The sequence below is a fragment of the Botryobacter ruber genome (assembly GCF_003347595.2).
In the GTDB taxonomy this organism is placed as follows: domain Bacteria; phylum Bacteroidota; class Bacteroidia; order Cytophagales; family Hymenobacteraceae; genus Pontibacter; species Pontibacter ruber_A.
This window is the reverse complement of the sequence record NZ_QCZK02000006.1, coordinates 65748-77838: the sequence shown is the minus strand read 5'-3', so window position 1 is coordinate 77838 and position 12091 is coordinate 65748. Positions and strand designations below refer to the sequence as shown.

The following is a 12091-nucleotide window of genomic DNA, read 5'->3' as shown; positions in this document are numbered from 1 at the left end:
ATCGCTTCTTAAAAGTTTGGTCGCTTCTAAGATACGCTACAACTCTACTTTTTAATCAAGCTATATCCCCTTCTTATATCCGTTGCAACAAAGTCGTTACACAAGCTCAACGTGCAGGTGCTTTTGGTGCAGCTTTGGCTCTGCTGGCAGCTAGCGAAGCAGCAGTGGGAGTGGTGGCAGGTGCTGCAGAATTTTGAAGTTGGTAAAGCAGGTGAAGCGCCTAATTTAAGTGGAACTGCTGGGGGTTGATCTGGATGTTTTGGTGGTTGGTTTGCAGCAGCACGCCCACAAGTAAAGCCAGCACCACGGCCAGCACAATAACCAGTGTGGAAAGCATCTGCAGTCTGCTGAGTTTTTGCTCTGCAGACGCACATACCTCGTGCCCGACAACCTGCTGCAACTGACTAAGGGTGTGCATGGGCAGCAGCAGCGTATTGAAAGCCGGTACCACCGCTGCTTTAAACAAACTGTCGGCAGCGGCTTTATCGCCCGCCCGGCTTAGTTCTATTGCCTGCAGCTGTACTGTAGTCAGGTGCGCTACGGCGTTTTTGTACAGTTGTAAGTTCTCGGTTTCCTGGCTTGTCAGGAAAGTGGTTTCATACTTTGCTGCCAGGGAATCTACTTCCCGCATGTTTTCGTGCAGACTGTTTTCCAGTTGCTGTTGTAGTGCCGGCACATCTGTGTGCAGGTGCTCCTCGAGCAGTACCCGGTTCTGATAAAAACGTTCCTGGATGGCGGCAATATCGAGCGCCGGCACCAGCCGGTCCTGGTACACCGATTCCACCTGGCTGCTCACCTGCGTCATGGTGTAACTTACCCACCAGTTGGCCAGCACAATAATGATGAACACGGCACATAAGGCAAATGCGATTCTGCGGCGTTGTCGGTTATTGAGGAACTTTTTCATATGCATGCCCTTTCTCCTGTTAAATTGAAGATAGTAAAATGTATCAGTATTTTCAACCGAAACAAAAACTAATTAGCACACCTGCGCTTCCTTTTGTAGATTTAGTGCTGATTGATGAATGAATATTTTTTTCAGGAATAAAATGACTGCTGCCACCCTTGCCGCTGCCTTTGCAGATATAGCTGCTCAATTTGACGGGGAATTGTATTTCGACGATTCGCCGCTGCACGAAGCCCAGAAGCGGGTGTATGCCACCGATGCTTCGGTATACCAGGAGCTGCCGGTGGCGGTGGCGCTCCCCAAAACCGTAGCCGATATCCGGGCGCTGATTTTATTTGCTAACCGGCATGGACTGACGCTCATTCCGAGAGCTGCCGGTACATCGCTGGCAGGCCAGGTGGTAGGCGCAGGTGTGGTGGTCGACATTTCGAAATACTTTAACAAGGTGCTGGAGGTGAACCAGCAGGAGCGCTGGGTGCGGGTGCAGCCGGGCGTAATCCGCGACGACCTGAACGCCTACCTGCGGCCTTACGGGCTGATGTTCGGTCCTGAAACGTCTACGGCCAGCCGCGCCATGATCGGCGGCATGATCGGCAACAACTCCAGCGGCCTGCACTCCATCGTCTGGGGCGATACCCGCGACCACCTGCTCTCGGCCAGCGTGCTGCTGAGCGATGGTACAGCAACAGCCTTTACAGCCTTATCAGCCGACGAAGTGGCAGCTAAAGGAGCACAGGATAACCTGGAAGGCACCATTTACCGCAACCTGCAGCAGCTGCTCGGCAACGCGGAAAACCGGGCGCTTATCCGGGAGAATTATCCCAAGCACACCCTTACCCGCCGCAACACCGGCTATGCCCTGGATATGCTGCTGGCAGAAGCAGCAGCGGGTGTGGTGGCTGGTGCAGCAGAATTAAATTTATGCAACATCCTGGCAGGATCGGAAGGGACGCTGGCTTTTGTAACGGAGGCAAAGCTGAACCTGATCCCGCTGCCGCCGAAGGAAGAAGGCCTGATCTGCATCCATTGTCATTCGCTGCAGGAGGCGCTGCAGGCAAACCTGGTGGCGCTGCGGCACCAGCCCATGGCCTCGGAACTGGTGGATGATTATATCATGGGCTTTACCAAAGGGCACCCGGTGTACCAGTTCAACCGCTTTTTTATTGAAGGCGAGCCGGCGGCCCTGCTGATGGTAGAGTTTATGGCGGCCTCGCAGGAAGAAATTACTGCGAAGGCAGAAGCGCTGGTAGCAGAATTAAAAGCGGCAGGCCTGGGCTATGCGTATCCGCTCATCCGGGGTGCGCAGACGAAGCTGGCCTGGGATGTGCGTAAAGCCGGACTGGGCCTGATCCGCAACCTGCCTGGCGACTCTCAGCCGGTCAACCTGATCGAAGACTGCGCCGTGTCGCCGGAAGACCTGCCCGCATACATCGCCGACCTGCAACTGATCCTGGACAAGTACAAGCTCAGCGCGTCCTACTACGCCCATGCCGGTGCCGGTGAACTGCACGTGGAGCCGATGATCAACCTGAAAACATCCGAAGGAAAAGCCCTGTTCCGGACGGTGCTGCACGAAACGGCGCTGCTGGTGAAGAAATACAACGGCTCCCTGAGCGGCGAACACGGCGACGGACGTCTGCGGGGCGAATTTATCCCAACGGTGCTGGGCAAGGAAGTGTATGGCCTGCTGAAACAGGTAAAGCAGACCTTCGATCCGAACGGGGTGTTTAACGCCCACAAGATTGTAGACACACCGCCCATGAACGAGGCGCTGCGCTACGAGGCCGACAAGCAGATCATACCGGTCGAGACGCTGTTCGACTTTTCGCGCCAGGAAGGCATACTGCGGCTGGCCGAGAAATGCTCCGGCTCCGGCGACTGCCGCAAAACCCACGTTACCGGCGGCACCATGTGTCCTTCGTACATGGCTACGCGCCAGGAAAAAGACACGACAAGGGCAAGGGCTAATATCCTGCGGCAGTTCCTGACCAACTCTGAAAAGGAAAACCGCTTCGATCACCAGGAAATAAAAGAGGTGATGGACCTGTGCCTTAGCTGCAAAGCCTGTAAGTCGGAGTGTCCGTCGAGTGTGGATGTGGCCAAGATGAAAGCCGAATTCCTGCAGCACTACTACGATGCCAACGGCGTATCGCCCCGCACCTGGCTGATAGGTCATTTTACCAAATCGCAGCAGCTGGCCTCCTTCTTCCCGCCGCTCTACAATTTTATGGTGAAAAATAACTTCACGAGCAAGCTAGTAAAGAAAGTCATCGGTTTTGCACCCGAGCGCTCCTTGCCAACAGTAGGCAGCACCACCCTCCGCAGCTGGAAAAAGAAGTGGGACAAAGCACGAAAAGCATCCGGAGAAAGCCAGCAGGCAGGGGTGAAGCGGCGGCAGGTAAATCTGTTCTGTGATGAGTTCACGAATTACAACGATGTGGAGATTGGCAAAACCGTCGTGAAGCTGCTCACTGCGCTGGGCTATGAGGTAGTGCTGCCGGAACACCTGGAGAGCGGGCGCACGTACCTGTCGAAGGGGCTGGTGCGGAAAGCGAAGAAAATAGCAAACGAAAATGTGCAGCGGCTGTCGAGGGTGGTGCAGAACGATATTCCGCTCATTGGAATCGAGCCTTCCGCTATTCTGACTTTCCGCGATGAGTACCTTGACCTGGTATCGCCGGAGTTGCTGCCCGCTGCGCAGGAGCTGGCCCGGAATTCGTTTCTGCTGGAGGAGTTCCTGCTGCGGGAAGCGGAGCTAGGGCATATCACACCTGATATGTTCACTAAAAAACAGCAGCTGGTAAAGCTGCACGGGCACTGTTACCAAAAGTCGCTCAACGTGCTGGCGCCCACGCACAAAATACTGGCCTTGCCCGAAAATTACCAGGTTGAGCTGATTCCTTCCGGGTGCTGTGGCATGGCCGGTTCTTTTGGCTATGAGAAAGAGCACTACGAGGTGTCGATGAAAATCGGGAGCCTGGTGCTGTTCCCGGCGGTACAGGAGCAGGCTCCCGATACCCTTATTGCAGCAGCCGGCACCAGTTGCCGGCACCAGATCAAAGACGGAACTCAACGTGAAGCCCTGCATCCGGCAGAAATCCTGTGGCAGGCACTGGCGAAAAAGTAGCGGCAGGAAAGTTCAGCTGCTAGCGTTCCTCCGGTGGCGCCGTCAGGTTGGAGGCCGACTGCAGGCCAACGGCAATCTCCGGCAGGATGCCCAGCCGCTGGTAAATGGGGTGCACCATCCGGCGCAGGCGTCCCAGGTGCCAGGCAAAAGGCAGAATACTGATGACGCACAGGAAGCCGCAGCCTGCCAGGGTGTAGGCAACGCCAATATGCTCGGCCACCGCCCCGGCCAGCATGCTGCCGAAGGGCGCCATGCCCATAAACGCCATGCTGTAGAGGCTCATCACGCGGCCCCGCTTGTCGTCTTCCACAATGGTTTGCAGCAGCGTGTTGCACGAAGCCATGGTAATGATCATCCCAAAACCACTGATCAGCATAAACAGCAGCGACACGAACAGGATCTCTGAAAAGGAAAAAGCCATAAGCGCAGCCCCGAACAGCAGCATCGAAAATACGAGGATCTTGCCCAGCCCCAGTACCGACTTACGCTGCGCCAGGAAAAGCGCTCCAAACAAAGCGCCTATGCCCGATGCTCCCATCAGGTAGCCTAAGGTGGTGGCGCTGCCGTGTAAAATATCGCGCGCAAACACAGGCATCATTACGCTGAACGGCATGCCGAACAGGCTGAGCAGCGCTACAACCAGCAGCAGTGCCCGGATAGGGGGGAAGCCAAAGGCATACGAAAAACCTTCCTGCAGCGAATGCCACACCTTGCGCTCCTGCAGTACACGTTCAAATGGCTTCAGCCGCAGGAGCAGCAGCGAAGCAATTACGGCAACATAACTGACCGCATTGATCAGGAAGCACATGCCTTCCCCGACTACTGCTATCAGCATCCCCGCTATGGTAGGGCCTGCCAGTCGCGCCATGTTGAACATGGAAGAATTCAGGGCGATGGCGTTGCTGATATCCTCCCGTTTCTCTACCAGTTCTATCACAAAGGCCTGTCGTGCGGCAATATCAAATGCATTGATGGTGCCCAGCAAGGCACTGAGTGCCATCACATGCCAGATCTGCACCGTATCCGTTAACACCAGGGTAGCCAAAGTAGAAGCCTGCAGCATGGAGAGGAACTGCGTGACCAGCAACACGCGGTGACGGTTAAACTTATCGGCGGCAACGCCTGCAAATGGGCCAAGCAGAAAAGTTGGTACCTGGCTGGAAAAGGACACAGCCCCTAGCAGCAGCACAGAATCGGTGAGGCGGTACACGAGCCAGCTCAGGGCGATCTGTTGCATCCAGGTGCCGATAAGGGAGATGCTCTGGCCTGAAAAAAAGAGTCGGTAATTACGGTACTGCAGCGCCCGGAACATTCCATTAAGCTTACTCGTCGTATCTGCTTCCTGAGCCATTGTTATTGAATGATAATTTGAATGAGCTTTTTTCTTACGTACTGCGCCTCGGCAGAAGTTGTAAATAAATGTTTTTCTTTCAGAAGTGCCTGTGCTGCTTGCATTTCTCCAAAGCATCTTTTACATTTGACGGAAACTTTAGGGGTGTTCTGCGCTACCAATAGCGTACCTGAACTGAGAAATACCCTCTGAACCTGATACAGTTAGCACTGACGAAGGGAAAAGTATATGAAAAACACATCCGTCTTCTTACTTCTTCTTGTTGCCTCCCGGCGCTTAGGCGTCAATGCTATCTGCATCCCATTCCCGGCAACTTATGAAAATCTTTATTAACAACCAGCCCGAGGAGCTACAGCTCCCCCAGTCGGTCGCGCACGTCCTCAACCGTTTGCAATTGCCGCATACGCGTGGCATCGCCATTGCCGTCAATAACCAGATCGTGCCCAAAATCCAGTGGGAAGCACACCAGCTCCGGGAAAACGACAAGGTTACCGTTATCCGCGCTACACAGGGGGGGTAGCTAAGCATCCGCTCATTCGGACATCCATGTCCGGAACAGCGGAAAGGAATACCACTGCCGCAAGTTTAGCGCAGCGTAACTTGTGGTAAATCATACCGCCAGTTTTCAACTGGCGTGCTTGTGAAAGTCGGCAAGAGGTACTGTCACGGAAGCTGAAAGCTTCCCCGATAGACAGCCACAAGTTACGCTACGCTAAACTTGCGGCAGGAATCGGACTTATCACACAAATAGCAACTAATACGAACAGTTACATAGTATTTCCATTTATCCATGAGAAAAGAGAAAACACCTAACGCCAGCGCCATCACCCGTGCCCCTTTTCCGGGTTCGCGCAAAGTATATGTGCCGGGGCAGCTGCACGATATTAAAGTAGCCATGCGCGAAATTGCGCTGGAAGATACCGTGAACCATTTCCTGGGCGTAGAGAACCGGGAGCCAAATGCGCCGGTAACCGTGTACGACACCAGCGGCCCCTTCACCGACCCGAACGTAGAAATCGATGTGAAGCAGGGGCTGCCACGCCTGCGCGAAGAGTGGATTCTGAATCGTGGCGATGTGGAAGAACTGCCGGAGGTGTCGTCGGAGTATGGAAAGACCCGGAAGAATGATACCCAGCTCGATGCCTTCCGTTTCGAGCACATCCGGAAGCCGTTGCGTGCCAAGCCGGGGCAGAATGTAAGCCAGCTGCATTACGCCCGCAAAGGCATTGTTACGCCGGAAATGGAGTACATCGCCATCCGTGAAAACCAGCGCATCCAGGAGCTGCAGGAACTGGGGCATCAGCATAAAGGACATAGCTTTGGTGCCAATACGCCCAAAGGTTTCATCACGCCTGAGTTTGTAAGAGACGAGGTGGCAGCAGGCCGTGCCGTTATTCCGAGCAACATCAACCACCCCGAAAGCGAGCCTATGATTATCGGCCGGAACTTCCTGGTGAAGATAAACGCCAACATTGGTAACTCTGCTGTTACCTCCAGCATCGAGGAAGAAGTGGAGAAAGCCGTATGGGCCTGCCGTTGGGGCGCCGACACCATCATGGACCTTTCTACGGGCAAAAACATCCACGAAACCCGCGAGTGGATTATCCGCAACTCACCCGTTCCGATTGGCACCGTGCCGATATACCAGGCGCTGGAAAAAGTAAACGGGAAAGCCGAAGACCTGACCTGGGAGCTTTTCCGGGATACGTTGATTGAGCAGGCAGAGCAGGGGGTGGATTACTTTACTATCCATGCCGGTGTGCTGCTGCGCTACGTGCCGATGACGGCCAAACGCGTGACCGGTATTGTGTCGCGTGGCGGTTCTATCATGGCCAAATGGTGCCTGGCGCATCACAAGGAAAACTTCCTGTACACGCACTTCGAAGAGATTTGTGAAATCATGAAAGCCTACGATGTGGCCTTCTCGCTGGGTGACGGTCTGCGTCCTGGTTCCATAGCCGATGCAAACGACGAAGCACAGTTTGCCGAGCTGGAAACACTGGGCGAGCTGACCAAAATTGCCTGGAAGCACGATGTGCAGACGATAATTGAAGGTCCGGGCCACGTGCCGATGCACCTCATCAAGGAGAACATGGAGAAGCAGCTGAAGGAGTGCCACGAAGCACCATTCTACACGCTCGGGCCATTGACGACCGACATTGCGCCTGGCTACGACCACATCACCTCCGCCATTGGCGCCGCCATGATTGGCTGGTTCGGAACGGCCATGCTTTGCTACGTTACGCCGAAAGAGCACCTGGGCCTGCCAAACAAGAAAGACGTGAAGGACGGCGTAATCACCTACAAGTTAGCTGCCCACGCTGCCGACTTAGCCAAAGGACACCCCGGTGCCCAGTACCGTGACAATGCCCTGAGCAAAGCCCGCTTCGAGTTCCGCTGGCAGGACCAGTTCAACCTGTCCCTCGACCCCGACACGGCCCGCGAGTTCCACGACGAAACCCTGCCAGCCGAAGGTGCCAAAGTAGCCCACTTCTGCTCCATGTGCGGCCCCCACTTCTGCTCCATGAAAATAACCCAGGAAGTCCGCGACTACGCTCAAAAGCAAGGTGTGGAAACGGAAGAAGCACTGGGTAAGGGAATGGAGGAAAGAGCAGAGGCCTTTAAAGCGCAGGGTTCGGAAATTTATTTGTAAGACATCGATAAGTATGTTTTGTCATTTCGACCGCAGGGAGAAATCTGGTATTTCAATCTTTACCGATACTCCAGATTTCTCCCTACGGTCGAAATGACAAAGACAGCCACAACAGCTTTTCCAACCTATGAAGATAAAACGACCGTTTGCCCTCTCCATTGCGGGGTTCGACCCGAGTGGTGGAGCGGGAGTAACGGCTGACATAAAAACATTTGAGGCACTGCGGGTGCAGGGACTTGGCGTCTGTACGGCGCTCACCTATCAGAATGAGGGTGAATTCGACGGGCTGGAATGGATGACCTTTCCGCAGCTGAAGTTACAACTGGAGCCGCTGTTGCGGCGATATCCGGTGGAGGTTGTGAAGATAGGATTGGTGCAGAACCTGGAAGTGCTGCACGAACTGGTGGAGTTGCTCCGGCAGTATCATCCTGGTATCCGGATTGTCTGGGACCCGATTCTGAAAGCGAGTGCAGGCTTTACCTTTCATGAGCAGGTAGACAGGCAGCAACTGGAGGCGCTTTGCCAGAAGCTGTACCTTGTAACACCCAACTGGCTGGAAATGGAGCAACTTGTTTCAGGTATACCCGCTCCGGAAGGTGCCGCATTCCTGAGCCAGCACTGCCAGGTGCTCCTGAAAGGGGGCCACAACGAAGACAGGAAAGGCTACGACTATTTGTACAGCAAAGGAGAGGCGCAGGCGTTTCGTCCGCGGCAGGTAATGGCACATCCCAAGCATGGGTCAGGCTGCGTGTTATCCGCTGCCGTTGTCGCACAGGTAGCCCATGGCTATGCCTTGCCGAAGGCTTGTTTGAGAGCCAAAACCTATGTAAGCCGGTTCCTGAGCAGCAATCCGTCGCTGCTCGGTTACCATAAATTTTAGGAAAATGAAACAGGTAGCAACGCTGCATTACATTACGCAGGCACTGAACGGCAAAAGCCACGCGCAGGCCGCCGAGGCAGCCTGTGCGGCAGGCGCAGATTGGGTGCAGCTGCGGGTAAAAAATCAGCCCTATGCACAGTGGAAGGAAGAAGCCCTGCAAACCCGGGAAATCTGCCGGAAGTATGGCAGCACCTTCATCATCAACGATAATGCTTTGTTAGCCGCTGAAGTAGACGCTGACGGGGTACATTTGGGCAAAACCGACCTGTCGCCGGGGGAGGCGCGGCAACTGTTAGGGCCGGATAAGATTATCGGCGGCACGGCCAACACCTTTGCAGATGCAGTGGCTTTGGTGGCAGCTGGAGTAGATTATATTGGCTTAGGTCCTTTCCGCTTTACCGCCACCAAAGAAAATCTGAGCCCGATTCTGGGCCTGAGCGGGTATGAAACGCTGTTGCAGCAGTGCTGTTCAGCGGGCATTACCACACCTGTTATTGCCATAGGCGGCATTGTAGTAGCAGATGTAGCCGCTTTGCTGGCCGCTGGTGTGCATGGGGTGGCGGTGTCGTCGGTTATCAACCTGGCGGAGGATAAGGCACAGGTGGTGAAGGGTTTTAAGGAGGTGTTGAGTGGTGTAGCTGTCTGAATCACGGATTAAGCGGATTCATGGATTACACAGTTTTTGTCCGAACGTAAAAGTGAAAACATATCTTTAATTGTTTTACAAGAATCCGTGAAATCCTGTAATCCACTTAATCCGTGATTCAGACAAAAATAAAGCAGCTACTGCTGGTGCGAGCTTGCAGCTTGTACCATTCACTGCAAAAGAATAAGCAGCTGAATAAAAAATAGAATTGGTACGAGTTACAAACTCGCACCAGCGGAAACAGAAAGAAAACTTGCTATCAAGAAGAAAGTTATGGAACCATTAAAAATAGCCGATAAAACCTTTACCTCCCGCCTGTTCACCGGCACGGGCAAGTTCAGTTCCAGCCTTCAGATGGAGGAGGCGCTGCTGGCATCGGGTTCTGAGTTGGTAACGGTGGCTCTGAAGCGGGTGGATGTGCACCGGCAGGACGATGATATCCTGCAGCACCTGTCGCACCCGCAGTTCAACCTGCTGCCCAACACGTCGGGCGTGCGCAATACCAAAGAAGCTGTTTTTGCAGCCCAGCTGGCGCGCGAAGCGCTGGAAACAAACTGGCTCAAACTCGAAATCCACCCCGACCCGAAGTACCTGCTTCCGGACCCCATCGAAACGTTGAAGGCGGCCGAGGAACTGGTGAAGCTGGGTTTCATTGTACTGCCTTACATCCACGCCGACCCGGTGCTGTGCAAACGCCTGGAGGAGGTGGGCACTGCTGCCGTGATGCCCCTTGGTTCGCCCATCGGCAGCAACAGTGGCCTGCAGACCCGCGAGTTCCTGAAAATCATCATCCAGCAGAGCAATGTGCCGGTGGTGGTAGACGCCGGTATAGGCGCCCCTTCGCATGCCGCAGAGGCGATGGAGTTGGGGGCAGCTGCCGTTTTGGTAAACACCGCCATCGCCGTATCGCCCAACCCGGTACTGATGGCGCGCGCTTTTAAGATGGCAGTGGAGGCAGGTCGTATGGCCTACGAGGCAAAGTTGGCACCAACCAACACACATGCCGCAGTAGCCAGCAGTCCGCTGACGGCGTTTCTGGATGAATTGTAGGTAATTTTATAAATTTTCTACCGCCAGTTTGAGCGAAGCGGTAACTGGTGTTTTGCTATGACAGCCAGTTTGTAACTGGCGTAAGTATTATACAGGAACGCCAGTTACAAACTGGCCTCATGATTAGCCACAAGTTACGCTGCCGCTAAACTTGCGGCAGGGATTGGATGTGAAACGAAGATTTACCTGCACGATTGCCAGTGCACGATTGGACAGGTCACGACCTGTCCCTACACAATACCGGTGCCAATAGGTATGAAATAACTCCTAACTTTCAACTCATAACTCTTAACTTAAAATGAGTTTTAGTACCCTTTTCGAACAGCACAACTGGGACCAGGTAAAGCAGAGCATCTATGCCAAAACAGGCGCAGACGTAGAGCGGGCGCTGGCGAAGCCGGAGCGTGACCTGGAAGACTTCAAGGCACTGATTTCGCCGGCTGCTATGCCCTACCTGGAGCAGATGGCGGTGCTGAGCCAGCAGCTCACGCAGAAGCGGTTCGGTAAAACACTGCAGCTGTACATCCCGCTGTACCTCTCCAACGAGTGCCAGAACATCTGTACCTACTGCGGTTTCAGTCTCGACAACCCAATACCCCGCACTACCCTCACCGACGAGCAGCTGCTAAAAGAGGTGGAGGTGATTAAAAGCTACGGCTACAATCATGTGCTGCTGGTAACGGGGGAGGCGAACAAGACGGTAGGCGTGCCCTACTTCAAAAATGCCCTACAGCTCCTGCGACCACACTTTTCGCACATCTCCATGGAGGTGCAGCCCCTCGACCAGGAGGAGTACGAGGAGTTGATTCCGCTGGGCCTGAACACCGTGCTGGTCTACCAGGAAACCTACCACCAGGAGGATTACAAGAAGCACCACCCCAAAGGCAAGAAATCAAACTTCCAGTACCGCCTCGAAACGCCCGACCGCCTGGGCCGTGCCGAAATCCACAAAATAGGTTTAGGCGTGCTCATCGGCCTCGAAGACTGGCGCACCGACAGCTTCTTCACGGCCCTGCACCTGAGCTACCTGGAGCGGAAGTACTGGAAAACAAAATATTCCCTTTCGTTCCCCAGGCTACGCCCCTTCTCCGGCGGTTTACCTCCGAAAGTGGAGATGAACGACCGCGAACTGGTGCAACTGATTTGTGCCTACCGTATCTTTAACGAAGAAGTGGAGCTGTCGCTGTCAACGCGGGAGAGCCATACTTTCCGGAACAACGCCATCAAACTGGGTATCACCTCCATCAGCGCCGGCTCCAAAACCGACCCAGGCGGCTACGCCTCGCAGGAAAAAGCCCTCGAACAGTTCGAAATCAGCGACGACCGGACACCCGCTGAAATCCTGAGTATGATTCGCAGTCAGGGCTACGAGGCGGTGTGGAAGGATTGGGATGCGGTGTTGAGTTAAGTGTTATAAGTGTGTGAAATAACAAGGCACCAGTTAGCATAGGTACAGTTAACAAACTGAAAATTTATA

Annotated in this window: 10 protein-coding genes and 1 riboswitch; of the genes, 8 read left to right on the top strand and 2 right to left on the bottom strand. The window is 54.2% G+C overall.

Annotation, left to right across the window (positions count from 1 at the left end):
• Window positions 1-197 (top strand): hypothetical protein (locus tag DCW36_RS22695; RefSeq protein ID WP_205702849.1); only part of this gene is annotated, 197 nt, incomplete at its 5' end.
• Between the two features lie 23 nt (window positions 198-220).
• Here the strand turns inward: DCW36_RS22695 and DCW36_RS01080 are convergent.
• Window positions 221-907, bottom strand: a complete 687-nt coding sequence (locus tag DCW36_RS01080; RefSeq protein ID WP_164890994.1) for an MCP four helix bundle domain-containing protein — start codon at window positions 905-907, stop codon at window positions 221-223.
• A 118-nt stretch (window positions 908-1025) separates the two neighbouring features.
• Here DCW36_RS01080 and DCW36_RS01075 point away from each other — a divergent pair, with 118 nt between their 5' ends.
• A complete protein-coding gene (locus tag DCW36_RS01075) occupies window positions 1026-4034 on the top strand; it encodes an FAD-binding and (Fe-S)-binding domain-containing protein (protein ID WP_240675994.1) in 3009 nt (1002 codons plus the stop codon).
• A gap of 19 nt (window positions 4035-4053) precedes the next feature.
• On the opposite strand, the gene DCW36_RS01070 is transcribed toward DCW36_RS01075, so the two are convergent.
• Window positions 4054-5385 carry an MFS transporter gene (locus DCW36_RS01070; protein WP_114783053.1) on the bottom strand — a complete coding sequence of 444 codons (1332 nt, stop codon included), beginning with the start codon at window positions 5383-5385 and terminating at the stop codon, window positions 4054-4056.
• A 130-nt stretch (window positions 5386-5515) separates the two neighbouring features.
• A riboswitch (TPP riboswitch) is annotated at window positions 5516-5623 on the top strand.
• A gap of 48 nt (window positions 5624-5671) precedes the next feature.
• Between DCW36_RS01070 and thiS the strand changes: the two genes are divergently transcribed.
• The 6 genes from thiS to thiH all read left to right on the top strand — a co-directional run bounded on the left by thiS (window position 5672) and on the right by thiH (window position 12022).
• Entirely contained in the window at window positions 5672-5905 is a 234-nt protein-coding gene (gene thiS / locus DCW36_RS01065; protein WP_114783052.1) for a sulfur carrier protein ThiS, read from the top strand.
• Window positions 5906-6175: 270 nt separating this feature from the next.
• Window positions 6176-8038: a phosphomethylpyrimidine synthase ThiC gene (gene thiC / locus DCW36_RS01060; protein ID WP_114783051.1), complete on the top strand. Its 1863-nt coding sequence runs from the start codon at window positions 6176-6178 to the stop codon at window positions 8036-8038.
• Between the two features lie 127 nt (window positions 8039-8165).
• A complete protein-coding gene (locus DCW36_RS01055; protein ID WP_114783050.1) occupies window positions 8166-8918 on the top strand; it encodes a hydroxymethylpyrimidine/phosphomethylpyrimidine kinase in 753 nt (250 codons plus the stop codon).
• Between the two features lie 4 nt (window positions 8919-8922).
• Window positions 8923-9564 carry a thiamine phosphate synthase gene (locus tag DCW36_RS01050; protein ID WP_114783049.1) on the top strand — a complete coding sequence of 214 codons (642 nt, stop codon included), beginning with the start codon at window positions 8923-8925 and terminating at the stop codon, window positions 9562-9564.
• A 273-nt stretch (window positions 9565-9837) separates the two neighbouring features.
• A complete protein-coding gene (locus DCW36_RS01045; RefSeq protein ID WP_114783048.1) occupies window positions 9838-10614 on the top strand; it encodes a thiazole synthase in 777 nt (258 codons plus the stop codon).
• A gap of 298 nt (window positions 10615-10912) precedes the next feature.
• Window positions 10913-12022 carry a 2-iminoacetate synthase ThiH gene (gene thiH / locus DCW36_RS01040; RefSeq protein ID WP_114783047.1) on the top strand — a complete coding sequence of 370 codons (1110 nt, stop codon included), beginning with the start codon at window positions 10913-10915 and terminating at the stop codon, window positions 12020-12022.
• Window positions 12023-12091 lie beyond the last annotated feature (69 nt).